20 protein-coding genes are annotated in these 20,824 nt (G+C 60.2%); 8 read left to right on the top strand and 12 right to left on the bottom strand.

Features of this window, described 5'->3' with window-relative positions; translation table 11 throughout:
- Window positions 1-12 precede the first annotated feature (12 nt).
- On the bottom strand, window positions 13-957 hold the full coding sequence (ribF, locus tag ACOZJV_RS28700) for a bifunctional riboflavin kinase/FAD synthetase (protein WP_020296451.1): 945 nt from the start codon (window positions 955-957) through the stop codon (window positions 13-15).
- Between the two features lie 129 nt (window positions 958-1,086).
- A complete protein-coding gene (gene murJ / locus ACOZJV_RS28695; RefSeq protein WP_078471759.1) occupies window positions 1,087-2,625 on the bottom strand; it encodes a murein biosynthesis integral membrane protein MurJ in 1,539 nt (512 codons plus the stop codon).
- Window positions 2,626-2,877: 252 nt separating this feature from the next.
- Here murJ and rpsT point away from each other — a divergent pair, with 252 nt between their 5' ends.
- Window positions 2,878-3,156, top strand: coding sequence for a 30S ribosomal protein S20 (rpsT, locus tag ACOZJV_RS28690; protein ID WP_003215870.1), 279 nt, complete (start codon window positions 2,878-2,880; stop codon window positions 3,154-3,156).
- Window positions 3,157-3,272: 116 nt separating this feature from the next.
- Here the strand turns inward: rpsT and ACOZJV_RS28685 are convergent, their stop codons facing one another.
- The 5 genes from ACOZJV_RS28685 to rplU form a co-directional block, all read right to left on the bottom strand.
- A complete protein-coding gene (locus ACOZJV_RS28685; protein WP_078471758.1) occupies window positions 3,273-3,737 on the bottom strand; it encodes a CreA family protein in 465 nt (154 codons plus the stop codon).
- 32 nt (window positions 3,738-3,769) lie between these two features.
- Entirely contained in the window at window positions 3,770-4,888 is a 1,119-nt protein-coding gene (gene proB, locus ACOZJV_RS28680; protein ID WP_078471757.1) for a glutamate 5-kinase, read from the bottom strand.
- 123 nt (window positions 4,889-5,011) lie between these two features.
- A complete protein-coding gene (cgtA, locus tag ACOZJV_RS28675; RefSeq protein WP_421549006.1) occupies window positions 5,012-6,235 on the bottom strand; it encodes an Obg family GTPase CgtA in 1,224 nt (407 codons plus the stop codon).
- Window positions 6,236-6,428: 193 nt separating this feature from the next.
- Window positions 6,429-6,704 carry a 50S ribosomal protein L27 gene (gene rpmA, locus ACOZJV_RS28670; RefSeq protein WP_003215862.1) on the bottom strand — a complete coding sequence of 92 codons (276 nt, stop codon included), beginning with the start codon at window positions 6,702-6,704 and terminating at the stop codon, window positions 6,429-6,431.
- Window positions 6,705-6,739: 35 nt separating this feature from the next.
- A complete protein-coding gene (gene rplU / locus ACOZJV_RS28665) occupies window positions 6,740-7,054 on the bottom strand; it encodes a 50S ribosomal protein L21 (protein WP_003230856.1) in 315 nt (104 codons plus the stop codon).
- 241 nt (window positions 7,055-7,295) lie between these two features.
- Between rplU and ACOZJV_RS28660 the strand changes: the two genes are divergently transcribed.
- The 3 genes from ACOZJV_RS28660 (at window position 7,296) to ACOZJV_RS28650 (ending at window position 9,180) form a co-directional block, all read left to right on the top strand.
- The gene (locus tag ACOZJV_RS28660; protein ID WP_020296445.1) at window positions 7,296-8,264 is read left to right on the top strand and encodes a polyprenyl synthetase family protein; all 969 of its coding nucleotides are present in this window, start codon (window positions 7,296-7,298) and stop codon (window positions 8,262-8,264) included.
- 115 nt (window positions 8,265-8,379) lie between these two features.
- Window positions 8,380-8,721, top strand: coding sequence for a zinc ribbon domain-containing protein YjdM (locus tag ACOZJV_RS28655; RefSeq protein ID WP_020296444.1), 342 nt, complete (start codon window positions 8,380-8,382; stop codon window positions 8,719-8,721).
- Between the two features lie 201 nt (window positions 8,722-8,922).
- Window positions 8,923-9,180, top strand: coding sequence for a hypothetical protein (locus ACOZJV_RS28650; protein ID WP_020296443.1), 258 nt, complete (start codon window positions 8,923-8,925; stop codon window positions 9,178-9,180).
- A gap of 114 nt (window positions 9,181-9,294) precedes the next feature.
- Here ACOZJV_RS28650 and ACOZJV_RS28645 read toward each other — a convergent pair whose 3' ends face one another.
- Window positions 9,295-9,912, bottom strand: coding sequence for an FKBP-type peptidyl-prolyl cis-trans isomerase (locus ACOZJV_RS28645; RefSeq protein WP_020296442.1), 618 nt, complete (start codon window positions 9,910-9,912; stop codon window positions 9,295-9,297).
- Window positions 9,913-10,045: 133 nt separating this feature from the next.
- Entirely contained in the window at window positions 10,046-10,348 is a 303-nt protein-coding gene (locus ACOZJV_RS28640) for a DUF6482 family protein (RefSeq protein WP_020296441.1), read from the bottom strand.
- Window positions 10,349-10,587: 239 nt separating this feature from the next.
- Between ACOZJV_RS28640 and ACOZJV_RS28635 the strand changes: the two genes are divergently transcribed.
- Window positions 10,588-12,369, top strand: coding sequence for a hypothetical protein (locus ACOZJV_RS28635; RefSeq protein WP_421549005.1), 1,782 nt, complete (start codon window positions 10,588-10,590; stop codon window positions 12,367-12,369).
- A 92-nt stretch (window positions 12,370-12,461) separates the two neighbouring features.
- Here the strand turns inward: ACOZJV_RS28635 and ACOZJV_RS28630 are convergent, their stop codons facing one another.
- Window positions 12,462-12,950 (bottom strand): TIGR00645 family protein, encoded by a 489-nt coding sequence (locus tag ACOZJV_RS28630; RefSeq protein ID WP_020296439.1) that lies wholly within the window; start codon window positions 12,948-12,950, stop codon window positions 12,462-12,464.
- Window positions 12,951-13,112: 162 nt separating this feature from the next.
- On the opposite strand from ACOZJV_RS28630, the gene ACOZJV_RS28625 reads away from it, so the two are divergent.
- Window positions 13,113-14,945, top strand: a complete 1,833-nt coding sequence (locus ACOZJV_RS28625; protein WP_421549004.1) for a hypothetical protein — start codon at window positions 13,113-13,115, stop codon at window positions 14,943-14,945.
- Window positions 14,946-14,948: 3 nt separating this feature from the next.
- On the opposite strand, the gene ACOZJV_RS28620 is transcribed toward ACOZJV_RS28625, so the two are convergent.
- Both ACOZJV_RS28620 and ACOZJV_RS28615 read right to left on the bottom strand, forming a co-directional pair.
- The gene (locus tag ACOZJV_RS28620; protein ID WP_020296437.1) at window positions 14,949-15,290 is read right to left on the bottom strand and encodes a hypothetical protein; all 342 of its coding nucleotides are present in this window, start codon (window positions 15,288-15,290) and stop codon (window positions 14,949-14,951) included.
- 212 nt (window positions 15,291-15,502) lie between these two features.
- Window positions 15,503-17,941, bottom strand: coding sequence for a Lon protease family protein (locus tag ACOZJV_RS28615; RefSeq protein ID WP_421549003.1), 2,439 nt, complete (start codon window positions 17,939-17,941; stop codon window positions 15,503-15,505).
- 276 nt (window positions 17,942-18,217) lie between these two features.
- Here ACOZJV_RS28615 and ACOZJV_RS28610 point away from each other — a divergent pair, with 276 nt between their 5' ends.
- Both ACOZJV_RS28610 and ACOZJV_RS28605 read left to right on the top strand, forming a co-directional pair.
- Window positions 18,218-18,706 (top strand): DUF3015 domain-containing protein, encoded by a 489-nt coding sequence (locus tag ACOZJV_RS28610; protein ID WP_078471752.1) that lies wholly within the window; start codon window positions 18,218-18,220, stop codon window positions 18,704-18,706.
- A 94-nt stretch (window positions 18,707-18,800) separates the two neighbouring features.
- A complete protein-coding gene (locus ACOZJV_RS28605; RefSeq protein WP_020296434.1) occupies window positions 18,801-20,654 on the top strand; it encodes a DUF4105 domain-containing protein in 1,854 nt (617 codons plus the stop codon).
- Window positions 20,655-20,824 lie beyond the last annotated feature (170 nt).

Raw genomic sequence — 20,824 nt, 5'->3', positions numbered from 1 at the left:
TAAGGCTCTTCATTAGCGATTGGCGCTATGGATACGTGCAACTTGGGCACGGGCGGCGGCAACATCCGCATTGATCGCCGTCTTCAACGCCTCCAGAGAGGCGAAACGCTGCTCTTCACGCAGCTTGTGGTGGAAAACCACCGTCAAACGCCGGTCATACAAATCGCCGGCAAAATCTAAAAGATGGACTTCCAGGTGGGCCTTGCCATCACCTGCAACCGTAGGCCGAACGCCGATATTGGCGACGCCGGGCCAAGGCTGGCCGTCGATTTCGACACTCACCAGGTACACCCCGGAAAGCGGCACGCGACGGCGCTTGAGCTGCACATTGGCGGTAGGCGTACCCAATTGGCGCGCCAGCTTCTGACCATGCAGAACCCGTCCGGCAATACGGAACGGGCGACCCAGCAAACGCTCGGCCAACTCAAAATCAGCCGCGGCCAGGGCGTTACGGACCTGGGTGCTGCTGACACGTAAACCGTCCAGTTCCACGGTCTGCGCCGCTTCGACGGTAAACCCCCGGGCGCTCCCGGCCTGTTGCAGGAAATCGAAATCCCCTACCCGGTCGCAGCCAAAACGGAAGTCGTCGCCGACTTCCAGATGCTGCACTCCCAGGCCATCCACCAGAATGGTATCGACGAATTCACTGGCGCTGAGCTTGCTGAGGCGCTGATTGAATGCCAGGCACAACACGCGGTCGACGCCCTCGTCAGCCAGCAGCTGCAACTTGTCACGCAGGCGTGCCAGGCGGGCTGGAGCGGTGTCCGGCGCAAAGAACTCGCGGGGCTGCGGCTCGAAAATCACCACGCAGCTGGGCACGCCCAACTCGAGCGCGCGCTCGCGCAGCCGGCCCAGGATAGCCTGGTGGCCACGGTGAACACCGTCAAAGTTGCCAATAGTGGCGACACAGCCCCGATGCTGGGGGCGCAGGTTGTGGAGACCTCGAACCAGCTGCATAACGCGCTTCTTGCTCATAAAGTGGTCGATTATAACCACACCCGGCGGTCGGCGACAGGCAACACCACCACCCAAAGTGATCGAACCGATAAAACCAGGGCCCGATCACGGCTCAACGCCAGGCAGGCGTCAGTTCAAGCCCTTGCGATTGAAGTCCCGCAGGCGAAAGCCCAGCAGCGCCAGCATGCCGAAATACGTCACCACCCCGGCCAGCACCAACGCCCCAAGGCGCAGAAAGCGTTGCAGCATATGCCCCTGGTCCCAGGCCGGCATCACGTACATCAACCCCAGCAGTACCGCCGACATCACCAGCACCGCGATCACCAGCTTGAGGGCGAACAGCCCCCAGCCCGGCTGCGGCTGGAACATCTTCTGCTTGCGCAACTGATAGAACAGCAAGCCGGCGTTGATGCAGGCACCACCGCTGATCGCCAGGGCCAGCCCGGCATGCTTCAAGGGACCGATAAATACCAGGTTGAGCAACTGCGTGACGATCAGGGTAAAAATCGCGATTTTGACCGGCGTCCGAATGTTTTGCTGGGCATAGAAGCCCGGCGCCAGGACCTTGATCACAATAATCCCGAGCAGGCCAATAGAGTAGGCAACCAGCGCCCGCTGAGTCATGGCGGCATCCAGCGCGCTGAATTCACCGTACTGGAACAGCGAAACCGTCAGCGGCTCGGCAAGAATTCCCAGGGCCAGGGCACAAGGCAGCACCAGCACAAAACACAGGCGCAAGCCCCAATCGAGAATTCGCGAATACTCGTGGCGATCCTGGCTGGCGTAGGTCTTGGCCAGGGTCGGCAGCAGAATAGTGCCCAATGCCACCCCCAGCACACCGGACGGCAACTCCATCAGGCGGTCGGCGTAGTACATCCAGGACACGGAGCCTGCGACCAGGAACGAGGCAAAAATAGTGTTGATGATCAGTGAAATCTGACTCACCGAGACCCCGAGAATCGCCGGCAGCATCTGCTTCATCACCCGCCAGACCCCAGTGTCATGCAGGTTCAGCCGTGGCAGCACCAGCATGCCGATCTTGCGCAGGTGCGGCAGCTGGTACAGCAACTGCGCCAGGCCACCGGCCAATACGGCCCAGCCTAGAGCCATCACCGGCGGGTCGAAGTAAGGCGTCAGAAACAGGGCAAAGATGATCATGCTCACATTGAGCAGGGTCGGCACAAAGGCCGGCACCGAGAAACGGTTCCAGGTATTGAGGATCGCCCCCGCCAGCGAGGACAGGGAAATCAGCAATATATAAGGGAAGGTCACCCGCAACAGGTCAGAGGTCAGGGCGAACTTTTCCGGCGTATCGGCAAAACCCGGCGCCGTCGCCCAGATCACCCAAGGCGCGAAAATCATCCCCAGGGCCGTGACCAGCGCCAGCACCAGGGTCAACAGACCCGACACATAAGCGATGAAGGTCCGAGTCGCCTCCTCGCCCTGCTGGCTTTTATATTCCGCCAGGATCGGCACGAACGCTTGGGAGAAAGCCCCCTCGGCAAAGATCCGGCGCAGCAGATTGGGCAACTTGAAGGCAATGAAGAAGGCATCGGTAGCCATGCCGGCACCGAAGGCACGCGCGATGATGGTGTCACGAACAAACCCCAACACCCGGGAAATCATGGTGATAGAGCTGACAGCAGCCAACGATTTGAGCAGGTTCATTGAAAGGTTTTTTGCCTGTAGATAAACAGCAGGCGAACAATGCGCCCACTTATGCGATACTCCGCGCCGCAACAGCACAGAGCCAAAGCTCGCGAGTTTACAGGTCAAGCGCCGGAAATAAATATCCCGCCTCTTCAGATCGACCACTCAGCGGAACGCATCACCCGCCCTTGACAAGACTTCAACTCATCGGCATGATTCGCGGCCTATTTTGTTTGCTATTTCCCAAAAAGTCTTTCGAGGAGCTCGACGGTGGCCAACACACCTTCCGCCAAAAAACGTGCAAAACAGGCTGAGAAGCGTCGCAGCCACAACGCCAGCCTGCGTTCCATGGTTCGTACCTACATCAAGAATGTAGTTAAAGCCATCGACGCAAAAGACGCTGAAAAAGCGCAAGCTGCTTATGTTCTGGCCGTGCCAGTTATCGACCGTATGGCCGATAAAGGCATCATCCACAAGAACAAAGCTGCTCGCCATAAAGGTCGTCTGAATGGCCACATCAAGGCGTTGAACCTTGCTGCTGCAGCCTAAGCGACACGCTTGTTAAAAAACCGACCCTAGGGTCGGTTTTTTATTGCCTGCGATTCAGCAGTAGCACCACCAACCCGCTCACCCCTTGCAGAGGGCGAGCCGGTCGGCAAAAGCAGTTACTGTGGCTGGACCCACGGCAGGATCGGAATCGCCGTCACCGCATTCTGCGGGCTGCCCTCGATCAAGCGATCGCTGTAGACCAGGTACACCAGCGTATTGCGCTTCTTGTCGAGGAAGCGCACCACCTGCATGGTCTTGAACACCAGCGAAGTACGCTCCTTGAATACCTCCTCGCCATCCTTGAGCTCGCCCTTGAAGCTGATAGGCCCGACCTGACGGCAGGCGATCGACGCCTCGGCACGATCCTCGGCCAGACCCAGACCACCCTTCACCCCACCCGTCTTGGCTCGCGACAGGTAGCAAGTCACACCCTCGACCCGAGGATCATCGAACGCCTCGACCACAATGCGATCGTTCGGCCCGACAAATTTGAACACCGTGGACACCTGGCCAATTTCCTCAGCGGACGCCAGGAGCGGCATCGCCAACAGCACACCCAACAACCCTTTTGCTACGCGCATTGGTTTTTTCCCTAAATGACTCGAATCACTGCTTAAACCAGGATCAGGTTATCGCGATGCACCAGCTCCGGCTCAGCCATGTAGCCCAGCAGACCGACAATTGCATCAGACGACTGGCCAATGATCTTCTGCGCCTCAAGCGCACTGTAGTTGGCCAGGCCGCGAGCGATCTCCCGCCCGTCCGGCGCCACGCAGACCACCATCTCGCCCCGACGGAAACCGCCCTGGACCTGCTTCACACCCACCGGCAACAAACTCTTGTTGCCCTGGGACAGCGCCGAGACCGCTCCCGCATCCAACACCAGAGTGCCGCGGGTCTGCAAGTGCCCAGCCAGCCATTGCTTGCGCGCCGCCAGCATGCCGCGCTCCGGCGAGAGCAAGGTACCGATGCGCTCACCCGCCTTCAGACGGTCCAGGACTCGCTCCAGACGCCCACCAACAATAATGGTGTGCGCCCCGGAGCGCGCCGCCAGACGCGCCGCGCGCAGCTTCGTCTGCATACCGCCACGCCCCAGCGCACCGCCGGTGCCGCCGGCCACCGCATCCAGCGCCGGATCATCGGCCCGCGCTTCGTAAATCAGCTGGGCGTCCGGGTTATTGCGTGGATCAGCATCGAACATGCCATCACGGTCGGTGAGGATCACCAGCAGATCAGCCTCGACCAGGTTCGCCACCAGCGCCGCCAGGGTGTCGTTGTCGCCAAAACGGATTTCGTCGGTCACCACGGTGTCATTCTCGTTGATCACCGGGATCACCTTGAGCTCGACCAGGGCACGCAAGGTACTGCGAGCGTTGAGGTAGCGCTTGCGATCGGAGAGGTCGTCATGGGTCAGGAGGATCTGCGCAGTGTGCCGGCCATGCTCGGCAAAGCTCGACTCCCAGGCCTGCACCAAACCCATCTGGCCAATGGCAGCGGCCGCCTGCAACTCGTGCATCGCACTGGGTCGCGAGGTCCAGCCCAGACGGCTCATGCCAGCCGCTACCGCCCCCGAAGAAACCAGCACCAACTCGACGCCAGCCTCGTGCAAGGCCACCATCTGCTCGACCCACACACCCATTGCCGCACGATCCAGGCCCTTGCCATCCGCCGTCAGCAGCGCACTGCCGATCTTCACGACCCAGCGCTGCGCACCCGTCACCTTGCTCCGCATCTTCTTCAACCTTAGCTTGAGGACAGTACGACCCAGCACTGCCCGTAACGTTATTCGTGACTATCGATTTCCGGATACTAAAACGCCGCTCGATTGAGCGGCGCTTAAGTTTACTGCAAGGAATCAGTCACGCACGTAAATGATTTCCGGACCATCTTCGTCATCCACATCTTCTTCGTCCCAGTCATCGTCACCGATGTCATGGACCGACTTCACGCCGCTACGGCGCAGGGCACGCTGGTCATCCAGGGCCTGCAACTGAGCACGGGCTTCGTCTTCGATGCGCTGGTCGAGCTCGGCCAGTTCTTCCTTGTAGGCCGGGTCATTGGCCAGGCGATCGGCACGATCTTCCATGTAACGCATGATGTCGTGACACAGACGCTCGGTACCCAGCTTGGAGATGGCCGAGATCACGTAGACCGGACCGGTCCACTCCAGACGATCAACGACTTCCTTGACCCGAGCATCGTGCTCTTCTTCAAGGATCTGGTCGCACTTGTTCAGCACCAGCCAGCGATCACGCTCAGCCAGCGACGGGCTGAACTTGGTCAACTCGCTGACAATCACCTCTGCAGCATCCGGCGCACTGGAGTCATCCAGCGGCGCCATATCCACGAGGTGCAGCAGCAGGCGTGTACGGGACAAATGCTTGAGGAAACGAATCCCCAGGCCAGCGCCATCGGAAGCGCCCTCAATCAGGCCCGGAATGTCCGCAACCACGAAGCTTTTCCAGCGATCGACACTGACCACACCCAGGTTTGGCACCAGAGTGGTGAACGGGTAGTCGGCCACTTTTGGCTTAGCAGCCGAAACCGAACGGATAAAGGTACTTTTACCGGCGTTCGGCAAACCCAGCAGCCCCACGTCCGCCAAGACCTTCATTTCCAGCTTGAGGTCACGCGCCTCACCCGGCTTGCCCGGAGTGGTCTGGCGCGGCGCACGGTTGGTGCTGGACTTGAATCGGGTGTTACCCAGACCGTGCCAGCCGCCGTGGGCCACCAGCAGTTTCTGACCGGCCTTGGTCAGGTCACCAATCACTTCCTGGGTAGCGGAATCGATGACCGTGGTGCCAACCGGCACGCGCAGCACCAGCTCTTCACCCTTTTTACCGGTGCAATCGGTGCTGCCGCCGTTGGAGCCACGCTCGGCATCGAAGTGCCGGGTGTAACGGTAGTCCACCAGGGTGTTGAGGTTTTCGTCGGCAACCATATAGACCGAGCCGCCATCACCACCGTCGCCGCCGTTCGGGCCGCCGTTTTCAATGAATTTTTCGCGACGGAAGCTCATGCAACCGTTGCCGCCGTCGCCGGCCTTTACTCGAATCGATACTTCATCAACAAACTTCATAACAGAACGCCTCTCGCCATACGGACGAGCCGAAAAATCAAGACATAAGACTCTTGCAAAAATGAGCGCAGCGACCTCAAGCAACGACCGCAAATCCAGCTGCTTTCGCCCATCACAAACAGCTTTGCAAGAGACTCACCCCACAAACGAAAAAGCCCCGTCGCGAGACAGGGCTTTTCCAGCAACTACGCAATTATGCCGCGACGACTTCAGTCTTCGGGACAATGCTCACGTAACGGCGGTTGAAAGCGCCTTTTACTTCGAACTTGATCACGCCGTCGATTTTAGCGAACAGAGTGTGATCTTTGCCCATGCCAACGCCGTAGCCAGCGTGGAATTGGGTGCCGCGCTGACGCACGATGATGTTGCCCGGAATGATGACCTGGCCGCCATACATCTTCACGCCAAGGCGTTTGGCTTCTGAGTCGCGACCGTTACGGGTACTACCACCAGCTTTTTTGTGTGCCATGAGTTCAATTCTCCTAGTGAGGAATTAGGCTGAAATTAAGCCTGAATACCGGTGATTTTGATCTCGGTGTACCACTGGCGGTGGCCCATACGCTTCATGTGGTGCTTACGACGACGGAACTTGATGATGCGGATTTTATCGTGACGACCTTGGGAGATCACTTCAGCCACAACGGTAGCGCCAGCAACAACTGGAGCACCGATATTCACGTCATCGCCATTGGCGACCAACAGAACGCGATCAAAAGTTACGGATTCGCCGGTAGCGATTTCCAGTTTTTCAATCTTCAGGTATTCACCTGGGGCGACTTTGTATTGCTTGCCACCAGTAACGATTACTGCGTACGACATGGTATTTCTCCGATAATCCTGCTCACCCAGCTCTTTATAAGAAGAGGTATTGGCTGGCATGGCTGCATGGGGCTGGAACGGCCCAAGTGCAATTGCGTAAGGCAGGTGCTGCCCAGGAAGTTCAGGGTGCGCGATTGTACGCAAGGAGCAAAGCCGATGCAAGTGCCTGTCCATAGCGCCTTGACAGGCCCGGACGCGGGTCCTAGCATGCCGCGCAACCCTTCTGGAGCGACTCTCGCTGATGCAACCCCAAGCTTTCTACCGCGCGGTGGCGGACGATTTTAGCGCCGTCGACGGCATCATCAAGAAGCAGCTGACTTCCCGGGTGCCGCTGGTATCGAAAATCGGCGACTACATCACCTCGGCCGGGGGCAAGCGCCTGCGTCCTTTATTGGTGCTGTTGTGTGGCAAGGCCCTGGGTCGCGAAGGCGACGACATGCGCCTGCTGGCCGCTACCATCGAATTCCTGCACACCGCCACCCTGCTGCATGACGACGTGGTCGACATGTCCGGCATGCGCCGTGGCCGCTCCACGGCCAACGCCATGTGGGGCAATGCGCCGAGCGTACTGGTGGGCGACTTCCTGTACTCGCGCTCGTTCGAAATGATGGTCGAGCTGGGCTCGATGCCGGTCATGAAGATTCTTTCCCAAGCCACCCGCATCATCGCCGAAGGCGAAGTGCTGCAGCTGTCGAAAGTCCGTGACGCCAGCACCACCGAAGAAACCTATATGGAAGTCATCCGCGGCAAGACCGCGATGCTCTTCGAAGCGTCGACCCACAGTGCCGCGGCCCTGGCTGGCGCCACGCCGGAGCAAAGCGAAGCGCTGCGCACCTTTGGCGATCACCTGGGGGTGGCCTTCCAACTGGTCGACGACCTGCTGGACTACCGCGGCGACGCCGAGACCCTGGGCAAGAACGTCGGTGACGATCTGGCCGAGGGCAAGCCGACCCTGCCGCTGATCTACACCATGCGCGAAGGCACCGCCGAACAGGCCGCGCTGGTTCGCCAGGCGATCCAGAAAGGCGGCATCGAAGACCTGGAAAGCATCCGCGCTGCCGTGGAAGCCTCGGGTTCCCTGGATTACACCGCACAACTGGCCCGCGACTACGTAGCCCGCGCCATCAGCTGCCTCGAAGCCCTGCCGCCAAGCGAATACCGCGATGCGCTGGTGGAGCTGAGCGAGTTCGCGGTCGCCCGCACGCACTGACCCCCCGCATGCACTGGAGCCGGCCAGCCGGCTCCAACGGGCATCCCGCCCCTCTCCCGGCTAAAACCCTATACAATGTGCGCTTTTTAGCCATCCTGAAACTCAAGGAGCTTTAGTGAGCACGTTGCCACCCTGCCCAAAATGCAATTCCGAATACACCTATGAAGACGGCGCACAGCTGATCTGCCCGGAATGCGCCCACGAGTGGTCCGCCAGCGGCGAAGCCGAAGTAGCGTCCGATGAAAGCGTGAAAAAAGACTCGGTGGGTAACGTCCTGCAAGATGGCGACACCATCACCGTGATCAAGGACCTCAAGGTCAAGGGCACGTCCCTGGTGGTCAAGGTCGGCACCAAGGTCAAGAATATTCGCCTGTGCGATGGCGACCATGACATCGACTGCAAAATCGACGGCATCGGCCCGATGAAACTCAAGTCAGAGTTCGTGCGCAAGGTCTGATCCCCCTGCCCATCCCGCGTACTACGCGGGATGGCGCCATCTCCCCGCCTCATCCCCCACTAATCCCCTCCCAATAGCAAAAGGCCAGTCGAGTTGATCGACAGCAATTTCTGCCTAGAAAAAAGCAGAAACCGCCAATAGGTACTTGCTATTCATTGAATAAGAATTATTCTCATTGAACCCATCAAGGAGATGAGAACCATGACTTATTTGATCGACGCGTGGCTGGATCGCCCACACCCTTACCTGAGAATCCTTCATCGGGAAACCGGGGAAGTCTGTGCGGTGCTGGAAGAAGAGGCTCTGAACGAGCTGCAGGACCAGGGTGACCTGGATTTCAACGGCTTGAGTTCCAGCGAGCCGATGGTGCTCAAGGAACTGGTGCGCAACCTGTTTTTGTTCTGTTACGCCAGAGCCTTGCGCCCGGCGTCAGAACTCAGCAGCAAGTTTCAGGTATGAGCGTCACTGCAAAACCTGCGGGGGCTGGTTTGCCAGCGATGGCATGCGCACGGGTTCAAGGCTGAACCGCGCCGCCTGCATCGCCGGCGAACCGGCTCCCGCATTCGCTACGACTTAGAGTACGTCGAGCAGCTCGACGTCAAACACCAGGACGCTGTGCGGCGGGATGCTGCCTACGCCTTGCGCGCCGTAAGCCAGTTCGCTCGGCACGTACAGACGCCATTTGCTACCGGCGTTCATCAGTTGCAGGGCTTCGGTCCAGCCGGCGATCACGCCACCCACCGGAAACTCTGCAGGCTGGCCGCGCTCGTAGGAGCTGTCGAACACAGTGCCGTCGATCAGGGTGCCGTGGTAATGAGTACGCACGCTGTCTTCACGGGATGGCTTGGCGCCCTCGCCCGCAGTCAGCACTTCGAATTGCAGGCCGGAAGCCAGGGTAGTGATGCCATCGCGCTTGGCGTTTTCAGCCAGGAAAGCCAGGCCTTCGCCTGCAGCTGCTTCAGCCTTGGCGGCCGCTTCGGCCTGCATGATTTCGCGAATGACCTTGAAGCTGGCGGACAGCTCGTCCTGGCCTACACGGCTTGGCTTGCCGGCAAAAGCGTCGGTCAGGCCGGCCAGGATCGCGTCCAGGCTCACGCCCGGCGGCGGGTTGTCGCGCAGCTGGTCGCCCAACTGACGGCCGATGCCGTAGCTGACGCGGGTTTCGTCGGTGGACAGATTTACTTCGGACATGGAACTGCTCCGCTGTGCGGACGGCTCGGGAACTTGCCGTGTGTGCACAGCGCATCCCGGGGCGCCCGGAACCAAAAGGGCGAGCAGACTAGCACAGAAGCCCTGGCGAAGATCAGGGGGGCGTATGGCGCTATCAGGCCGAACGCAACGCCAGTGGCACCTTCAGGCTTTCCTCGGCGCTGGCAGATAGGCCGCACATTTCGTCATGCACCGAGGTGTGCACAAGGTTGAACGGCAATGTCGGAAACGCCTGCAACACCTGACGCGCATGTTCCACCGAACGCAGGTGGAACATCTGCCCATGGCCGTCGCTGAGGGGGTAGGCCGCCCCATGCATGCGCGCCTCCAGCAGATAGATGCCGCCTTCCAGAGAAATCAGGTTCAACTCATCGACCTTGCCGGCGATGGCGTAGGCATTCATTTCTTGCAGGTTCATAAACCCACCTCGTGCAATTCAGGCCCGTGACGCTACAGGCATATGCCTGGCGCGATAAAAGCACAAGCGCCGGTCTCTCGATCTGGACCAACGGCGCAGCACTTGGAGCAGGCATCGGCAAAAGGAAAAGGCCCGGGTTTTCTGTTAGTGTCGCCGCCGCTTTCCAGCCCTTTCTACGCCAATGGATCTCTGCAAATGGATGTTGACCTGCCACGCGCCCTGAAAAAGTGCGCCCGCCCATGAAACTCATGACCTGCGTCGCCACCGGCATCGGCCTCCTCGCAGCAGGCGTCCTGGCGCTGTACCTGAGCGTCGAGCTCAGCCCCGAAAAACGCCTGGAACAAACCTTCGATCAACGCATCGCCCAGGCCAGGGAGTTGCCCAACTCGACACTCGAAAACCTGGCCATCACTCAGTTGCAGGCCTGGTACGACGAGCGGCGCGGTTTGCTGAGGATGAACTCAGCCTGGAAGGTCGAACACAGCCTCGACGCCAATGACCTCATCGAGCAATACCCGGTTCCCGCCGATGCGGCCGGGCACTGGCTGGCCAGCCTGTTCTTCAAGAGTTATGACGCTATCGTCTTCCGCAAAATCGACATGGATCTCAGTTCGCCGTTCAACAAAGGCCCACTCGAACCGTTGTTCCCGACCGAGCTCGACTGGCAGTCGGCCAGTTTGAAGGACGGATCGGTGATCGCCCTGCAAGCCGACAAGGAGCCCCCAGGCGGCCCTCAGTCCCGGCGCCTGGAACAGCACAAGCCCGGACACTATCAACTCATCTACCCGGATAAAGAGCGGACCGAGAACACCCCCGAAGTCGTGGCCTTGAACGGTACTGCGCAAACGGTGGTTCCCGGCCAGGTCAAGGTGTTCAGCTTCACCCGTGGTGACGTCGGCAGTACCCAGAGCCAGGGCAATCTGAGTGTGAAGCTGCTCAAGGCCGAGCCAAACTTTGCCGAGTTCGAGCTGGTCAACAGTGCCCCGCTGAGTGCCGAGTTCGCAGACATGCAGCTGGACCCGCTGCTGATCCAGGCTCAAGACCGGGGCGGCAACTACTTGAAAGCCTCCCACGCGATCACCAAGCCCCAGGCACAGTTGGACTTCGAGGACGAGCAACTGCTGGCACTGTTGCAACAGAAAAAATACGACCCGGCCTTTATCAACCAACAACAGCAGCAATTGGACGCCTGGCGCCAGGCCCGGGGCAGTCACTACAAGAAGGTGTCCTTCTACGGAGAACTGGAAAGCCTCAAGGTCACCGCCCTGGACTTCTCCACCGCCCAGGTGCAACGCCAGGCATTGAAAACCCCGGTCTATTCGTTCAAGGAATGGATCACTGGCAACGCCTTGCAGCCCATGCCGGGTCACGCCGTGGTGCATGACGACAGCATCGCCGAGCAGACCCGTCGCTATGCCATAAGCCAGGAACAGATGCGCCAGAGCGTTCGTGTCAGCTCAGAAGCGGTCAGCGCCCAATACGCCCGAATCCTCTTTCACTCCGACGCGCCCTTCGCCTGGTCGGCGGCTGGGTACGACTTTCAGCGCTCATTGGAGTTCTATACCCAGGGCGCACTCAACACCCGTGGCGAACTGCTGGATATGGGCTTGCGCACCTTCGATTTCGACCCTTTCCGCGGCAGCATTACTTACAGCCCCTCTGAGCTGCCTCGGCAACCAGCCTATGCCACCGGCACCATGACCCTGCTTCACCCCAAGGTTGAAAAAAGCCTATTCGAAGCCAGCGCCCTGCCCCAGGGTCTGAGCGTGCGGGACAACGCCCTGATCATCCAGAGCACGCCGTTCCCGCAGGTTGCCTGGCGCTTCTTCGCCAAGGACAGCAGTGGCCGCTACCTGAAGAAATTCCACCAGGTCCAGCATCAAGGCAAGCAGAGCGAGGAGCTGTTCCAGGTGCAGTACTACTACGGGCAACCCACCACCGTCGAAGCCTATCAACTGGTAGACGTCACGCCCTTTGAGTATGACTTCGAGGTCAAGCTGCACGCTCCGGAAGTCCCCTGATCCCCACTGCCTGAAACTCGCCAGCCCCATAAACAAAACCGCCCGGACGTTTGCAACATCCGGGCGGTTCGGTTACTGCGGCGCTTGAGCGATCAGTGCTTGGTCAGCTTGTCCAGGTAACCCATGGCGAACGCCGAGATCACGAAGGTCATGTGGATGATCACGTACCACTTCAGATGCTCGGGATCGACGTTCTTGGCGTCCATGAAGATGCGCAGCAGGTGAATCGAGGAAATCGCCACGATCGACGCCGCCACTTTCATCTTCAGCGACGACGAGTCCATGGTGCCCAGCCAGTTGAGCTTTTCCTTGCTCTCATCAATGTCCAGTTGGGAAACGAAGTTCTCGTAACCGGAAATCATCACCATCACCAGCAGGCCGCCCACCAGTGCCATGTCGATCAACGACAGCAGCACCAGGATCAGGTCCGACTCGGCCATGGAGAACACGTTGGGGATAACGTGGAAGACTTCCTGGAAGAACTTCAATGCCAGCGCCAGCAAGCCCAGCGACAGCCCGAAGTAGATCGGCGCCAGCAGCCAGCGTGAGGCATACATTGCATTTTCGATAAAACGTTCCATTGGATCTCACACGAAGTTTGAAAACGGCGGCGAGTATATCAGCCGTCCCCGAGCCCATAAACCACCGACAAATCCGCAACCTGCGGGTCTGTCGCCGTGTTTTTTCTGCTAGTGTCGAAACCATTCACGCCGCTCACTGACATCGGACAGGAAGACTGGAAAATGGATTTGCGATTGCCTCTGGCGAGTATCGGAATGTGCATGGCGCTGTTGCTCGGCAGCGGCTGCTCACCCAGTGAAGAGAAGCGCCAGGTCAGCCTCGAAGAGAAAACCGCGCAATTCGAGAAGTCCCTGGACGCTATCCAGGACCCGAAACTCAAAGGCGCCATTGCCGACCTGGGCGGCTCTCTGCTGCTGTTGGAGCGCGCCCAGCTACGACTGCAAAGCAAACCCATCGATACCGAGTACGCCGACGACGCCCTGGCGCTGCTCAAGCACTATCCCAGCCCGCAAGCCCTGGTCGACACCTACATCAATGGCCTGTTCGTGCTGCGCAAACCCACCAGTTCCGACTACCTGACCGACCTGCAACCGGTGTTCCCCTTCAGCTTCACCATGCCCGCCGAATTCCCCTTTCCCCATGGCCTGGAATGGCAGTCCGTAACCTTGAGCAACAAAAAAGTCATCCCTTTCCAGCCTGAATGGTCGGAAACCGACCCCGGTATTCAGCTCAGCCCGTCGAGTTCCAACCTCACCAACCCCGACGATCTGACGGTGACCTACCCGTTCATCGAGGGCCTGGAAGTCGCCAACAAGAACCAGCCTCAACCGGTCAGCCTGCAGGGCAAGGTCGAAGTCATAGCGCCGCGCCGGGTACAGACTTTCGAGCTGAGCAAGGCCGACCTGGGCAAGACCCGCACCGAGGACAATATTCAGGTCACCCTGCTCAAACTGGACAAGAACTGGGCCGAGATCGAAATGCGCAACAGCACCGCGCTGCCCGAGCAGATCAGCGATACCTCGCCGAATCCGTTGCTGGTCCAGGCCCGAGACACCAGCGGGCAGTTTCTGGCGCGCGCCGGCTCACTCAACGAAAGCGCCCAGCAAGTGGCCTTTTATGAGCAACAACTGGCGCAAATGAAGAAACAGAAAGCCTGGAGCGACGATTTCGAACGGCAGCTCGAAACCGAGCAAAAAGCGTTCGACGAACAGCAGACCAGCCATTACGCCAAGGTCTATTTCAACGGAGTAATCGACAAGCTGGAGGTCAGCGTTTTCGACTTTTCCCAGGCCAGCATTACCCGCAAGGATCTCGACCTGCCGGTTCAGCGCTTCGACCACATGAGCACCGACAAGAACATCCGGCCGCTGCCGATGCCGGTCGTGGTCTATGACGACCAGGCCGCGACCTACCTGAAAGCCGCGGACCTCGACGAAGACACCCTGAAGAAAAGTGTCAGCATCAGCCAGTCGGTGGAGGATGCCAGTGCCGCGCGCATCGAATTCGATCACCCACGCACGTTCAATGACGAACTGCTGGGTTCGTCCTTCAATACCGGCGATACCCCAGTGACATTTTTCACCCAGGGCGCCCAGGGCAAGCGCGGCGAACCCATCGAACTGCCCACCGAAGCCCTCGAGATCGACCCGTTGCGCGGCACCATCACCTACGACCTCAACCTGTTCCCGGAGACCCCGGCCTACGCCGTCGGTTCTATACCGCTGTTCCTGGCCAGCATCGAGAAAAACACCCTCAAGACCCAGCAATTGCCCAAGGGCCTGGAGCTCAAAGGCAATGCGCTGATCGTCGACCAGGCGCAGTTTCCCGCCGACGCCTGGCGCTTTTACGCCAAAGACGACACGGGGCAATACCTGAAGGAAATTTTTGCCGTCAGCCACGGCGCATCGGCCACCGGCCCGGCGCTGTTCGACGTGCACTATTTCTATGGTCAGCCAACAGAACTGGAGACCTACCAACGCACCGAGCTCAACCCCGTCGAGTATGGCTTTGAGGTCAAGCTCGACAAAGTCGAACCGCCTCGGGCCGATCAGTAGGGTTCAGTGCTCGGGGTGGAACTGGAAGTCGCCGGAGTTGCGCCCGCGATCACCGTTGATCTGGCGCAGTTGGGCTTGCAGGTGCAGGCACCAGATCTGCGGGTCATCGGCCAGTTGGTAACCGTGGGTGGTGAGGCTCTCGACAATCGAGTCGAGTATGGATTCAGCCACCACCGGACCGCAGAAAGGCCCCTGGGATTTGATGGCAGAAGGTTGTTCACCGGCCATTCCGGCGGCGAACAGCAAGGTCCACATTCCGGTATCGCCGGCCAGCGGACGAACGCTGCATTCGATACGGGTGACCAGGCCCAGGCATTGGCGGGTAAGGCAGAGGTTGCGCGACATGGCGGCGACCCTCGTTAGATCCGGTGTTCAGCCTTCGTCGGAAGACTGTTGCGATCCAGTGACGACTGTCGTTCTCCTTGCCCTGAGAATAGAGGAAAAGCCCGATAAGCAAAGTTGACCGGATAAACAGGCGCCGAATGGTCTGTTGGCGAAAGTTGACGCCAGCCGACTGACGCTGCGACGCGGGACAAAGCCCGCGACGCAGGTCTGGGTCAGACCGGTTTGGCTTCAGCCAGCGCCTGTTGCGCCAGCTCTTTTTCGGCTTCCTTGAGGTCTTCTTCGCTGATCATTTCCGCGATCACCCGCAAGCGCTCCACCACCCGCGCGTTGACGCTGCCTTCCGGGAACTGCCCATCTGCATCCGGCTCGCCGGCAGGCTCGCCGACCAACAGGCTCAACGCCTCGTCGGCCTGGCGCACCGCATACACATGAAACTGCCCGGCACGCACCGCTTGCAGCACTTTCTCATCCAGCATCAGGGTCGCGACGTTGGCCTGAGGAATAATGGCGCCCTGCTCCCCGGTCAAGCCGCGCGCCTCGCAGAGACGGAAGAAGCCTTCGATCTTCTCGTTGACCCCGCCCACCGCCTGCACTTCGCCAAACTGGTTGATCGAGCCGGTAATGGCGAAGCATTGCTTGAGCGGCGTCTTGGACAGCGCCGAGATCAGCGTGCAAGCCTCGCCCAGGGACGCGCTGTCGCCATCGACGTAACCGTAGGACTGCTCCAGGGCAATACTGGCGGAGATCGCCAGGGGGAATTCCTGGGCATAACGACTGCCCAGGTAACCGGTGAGGATCATCACCCCCTTGGAGTGGATCGGCTGCCCGAGGTTAACCTCGCGCTCGATGTCGACGATACCGCTGCCGCCCGGATAGACCGTCGCCGAAATCCGCGCGGGAACCCCGAACGCCGAATCGCCCACTTCCAGCACCGTCAGCCCGTTGCACTTGCCGACAGCGGCACCGTCGGTATCGATCAGGATGATCCCGGCCAGCATGTCATCGAGAATCCGCGCCGACACTCGGCCGGTGCGAGTGGCCTTGGCCTTGAGGGCGCGTTCGATATGCCCGGCATCGGTCATTTCATCGGCGGCCAGGTGGCGAATGAAGTCGGCCTCGCTGACCAGCTGGAACAGATCGCCAATGCGCGCCGACAAACGCCCCTGGTGCTCGGCCAGGCGTGCGCTGTAAGTCGCCAGGCGCGCCACCGCATCGGCAGTCAGCGGCGCCATGCCTTCTTCCGAGGTACGGGTCTTGAGCAACTGGGCGAACTGCTCAAGGCTCTCGTCGACCATCGGGATGTCTTCGTCGAAGTCCACCAGCACCCGGAACATCTCCTGGAAGTCCGGATCCAGGTCCTGCAGCGTGTAGTACAGCTGCCGCGCACCGATGATGATGACCTTGACCTGCAGCGGGATCACTTGTGGTGTCAGGGTCACCGTGGCCAGGCGCCCGAGCTCGCCCAATGGCGACTCCATCTTCAGCTTGCGCGATTGCAGGGCACGCTTGAGGGCATCCCAGACGAAGGGCTCGCTGAGCATCTTCTCGGCTTCAAGAATCAGGAAACCACCGTTAGCCCGGTGCAAGGCGCCCGGCCGCAGTTGACGGTAAGTGGTGTAAAGCGCGCCCTGGTCGGTGCTGTACTCGATCCGGCCAAACAGGTTGTCATAGGTCGGATGCGGCTCGAACACCACCGGTGCGCCACCGCTGGCCGGGTGACCGACCACCAGGCTCGGGCAGTACTGTTCTTCCAGGAGCTTGCGGGCCACGGCGTCGGTCTTGCTGTCGTCGACCAGTTGCTCGACCACGGTTTTCAGCAGGTAAACCTGCATGGCTTGCAGGTACCCGCAGACCGCTGCGTTTTCCGCGTACTTTTCCGACAGTGGCGCCAGCAAAGGTTGCAGGGCCAGGGTGATGGTTTCTTCGTTGAGCTGGCGCAACTGGTTGCTCGACTCGCGCTTCCATTGCGGCAGGCTCGCCAACTCTTCGTTGAGGCGTTCTTCCAGCGCTGAAATGTCCTCGTGGAAACGCTCGCGCTCAGCCTCGGGCAACTGGGCGAATTCCGCTTCGTCCAACGCCTTGCCCTCGCTCATCGGGGTAAAGGCGATGTTGCTGCTGTCGCGGTACAGCGCGACTTCCTTTTCCAGGGCCAGGCGTTCGATCACATCCAGAGCGCGGTCGTAGCGTTGGTTGAACGCACGGTCGATGGCGCTTTTCTTCTGTTGGTAGGACGGGTGTTCGAACACTGCCGGAAAGGTCGACAGCAGGTTGTCGATCAAACCGTTGATGTCGCCGACGAAAGCACCGGCAGTGCCCGACGGCAATTCCAGGGCTCGGGGCTCGCGCGGCTCATCAAAATTATTGACGTAGACCCAGTCCGCCGGGGTCTGCAGGCGCTTGCCTTCAGCCTTCAGGTAGCGTTTGACGAAAGAAAACCGGCCAGTGCCGGGCTCACCCATGACAAACACGTTGTAACCGGGGCGTGGCATGGCCACACCAAATTGCAGCGCTTCAACAGCACGTTCCTGGCCAAGCACACCGCGAAAGGGCTCCAGATCATTGGTGGTCGAGAAGCTGAACTGTTCAGCGGAAAACGGACGGGTCAGCGCTTCGGGCGCTAGACGCAAGCTGGCAGCAACAGGATCAGGCATCGGGCTTCCTTACATCAGGCGGGGCAGATGGCGGCATTCTGGCGCCGGGTATACCCGGCTGGCAAGGCGCGCCTCAGGCGAAAGCATAGACAAACGTAAAAGCCTGGGTGAACGGGAAAAAAACCTTCATATGCATGAATGTTTTGTAAAAAGTAACGGAACCCTTGGAACCTGCCTAAACTCCAAACTGCGCGGCTGGACTAATAACCGGCCCACTGGCGCAGAAATGGGCCAGACCCCCTTGTCCATTGGTTTGCACACAAAGAGAACAAAGCTATGAAACGGATTCTTCTCGGTACTCTCTTCACCGCTGTTTCCATCAATGCCATGGCTCAGGCGCCAGGCGGTCCGGATTGCGGCTGGGGCAACATGCTGTTCGAAGGTCAGCGTGGGACCCCAGCACACTTCCTGGCATCCACCACCAACGGCACTTCCGGTAACGCCACGTTCGGTATGACGTCCGGTACCAACGGTTGCTCGACCAACGCCGCGCTGACGTATGGCGGTAAATCCTGGATTGCCATGAATGGCATGATGAACGAACTGTCCGAAGACATGGCAAAAGGCCAAGGCGAAGCCCTGACCACTTACGCTGTGGTACTGGGTGTCGCTCCGGAAGATCGCGCGCACTTCGCCGCAGTCACCCACGAGCACTTCCAGCAGATCTTCAGCAAAGCTGACGTGACGGCGGACGATGTGCACACCAATACCCTGGCCGTGCTGAAAAGCGACACGCGCCTGGCTAAATACGCTACCCCGGCTTAAGCTCGCAACGCCCGCTCCCCCTGGGGGCGGGCTTTTTATTTTTTCGACCTAACCCCCTTTGGGTCTTTGTTTTTTTCGACTTAAGTTGCCCACCATGCTCAAACGCCTTGCCTATCTGGCGCTGTGTGCCTGCGCCCCGCTGTATGCCGCGCCTCATATCGACAATCAACGTTTGCAGCAACTGGCCAATGATCCGTTCTGGATCTCCCTGGGGCACTACGAGAGTGGCAAGCTCGGCGGCTGGCGCAGCTATGTCAGCGACCAGAAGTTCTTTCTCGCCGCCGATGGCGCGCACCATCCCGATGCAGAACTCAAGGCCACCCTCGAGGCGATCTACGCCCCCGCGAGCGCCGGCGAGAAACACGCCCAATGCGTTTATCCGGCCCGCACCCGCTGGCTCAAGGCGCAGCTCAAGCTGGACGATCTGCCGGCGGTGGACTGCAGCGAGTTCAAGCAGTGGTTCAAGGATGTCGCGCCCCACAGCGCGGTGATGATCTTCCCGGCGGCCTACCTCAATAGCCCATCCTCGATGTTCGGCCACACCCTGCTGCGCATCGACCAGGCCGACGTGCAAAGCAACAACACGGCCCTGCTCAGCTACGCGATCAACTTCGGGGCCTATATCGAAGGCTCGGACAACAGCATCCTCTACGCCTGGAAAGGCCTGATGGGCGGCTATCCGGGCCTGTTCGCCCTGGTCCCCTACCAGGAGAAACTCTCGGAATACCGCAGCCTGGAAAACCGCGACCTGTGGGAATACCGGCTGAACCTGACCCAGGTCGAGACCGAGCGCATGGTCGAGCATGTCTGGGAGCTGAAGCAGATCCAGTTCGATTACTTTTTCTTCGACGAAAACTGCTCCTATCGCCTGCTGGAATTGCTGCAGGTGGCGCGCCCCGGCCTGAAACTGACCGAGCAGTTCCCCCTGACCGCGATCCCTACCGATACGGTCAAGGCGGTGAAAGAAGCCGGGCTGGTGGAGAAGATCGACTATCGCCCGTCCCGCGAGCGTGAATTGCTGAGCCGCGCGCAACCGCTGTCGGGTGCCGAGCAGGATTGGGTGCTCAAGGTCAGTGCCGATCAGAAGCAACTGCAGGACCCAGCCTTCAAGGCCCAACCACGGGACCGCCAGGCCCTGATCATCGACGCGGCCTACCGCCTGGAGCGCTACCGCGCCAACGGCCAGGAGCGCGACCCACAGCGTTCACAACGCAGCTTCGAGCTGTTGCGGGCGATCAATCAGAACCCGGCGCCGGAGCTTGAGATCGAGCGGCCGGGGCTGCCGGAAGATGGCCACGAGTCGCGCACCTGGCAGGCCGGCATCGGCACCCGGGGCGACCAGGCGTTTGGCGAGTATGGCCTGCGCATGGCCTACCACGATCTGAATGACAACGCCGAAGGCTTCCCCCTGGGCGCACAGATCGAGATCCTGCAGATGAAACTGCGCCAGTACGAAGGCAATCACTGGCAACTGCAGCAACTGGATCTTGCGACCATCCGCTCCCTGACCCCGCGCAACGAGTTGCTGCAACCCTGGTCGTGGCAGGTCACCGGCGGCCTGGAGCGAGTGCCCGGCAAGCATGACGATGAAACCCTGGTCAGCCACGTCAATGGCGGTGCCGGCGGCACCTGGCAACTGGGCGAAAACACCCTGGGCTTTGCCCTGGGCACCGTGCGCATCGAACACAACAACGACTTCGCCGGTTTTATCGCCCCCGCGGCCGGGTTCAACTCCGGGCTCCTGTGGAAAAACCCGCTGGGCAACTTCAGCGTCGAGGCCAAGGGCGACTACTTCACCAACGGCGAAGTGCGCCGTAGCTTGAGCCTCAACCAGCAATGGGAACTGTCACGCAACCTCGGCCTGCGCCTGAGTGCCCAGCGCGAATTCAGCCAGCTGGCCACACCGGTCAACGAAGTGATGCTGGAACTCAAGTGGTATCACTACTAAGAAGCTCCCAATCCGCCGGCACCAACACGGCGCCTGGAAGACCCAGCGCCGCCCGGGGGGGGGGGGGGGGGGGGGGGCCGGGGGGGGCGGGGGGGGGGGCGGGGGGCGGCACAGAAGCAAGAGTGCAGCAACACCCCGCACCCACCCCCCCCCCCCCCCCCCCCCCCCAC

Origin of the sequence: Pseudomonas sp. QD4 (genome assembly GCF_049199125.1) — a bacterium.
Classification (GTDB): Bacteria; Pseudomonadota; Gammaproteobacteria; order Pseudomonadales; family Pseudomonadaceae; genus Aquipseudomonas.
Note: the sequence above shows the minus strand (reverse complement) of the source record. Positions and strands in the feature narration are given on the sequence as shown.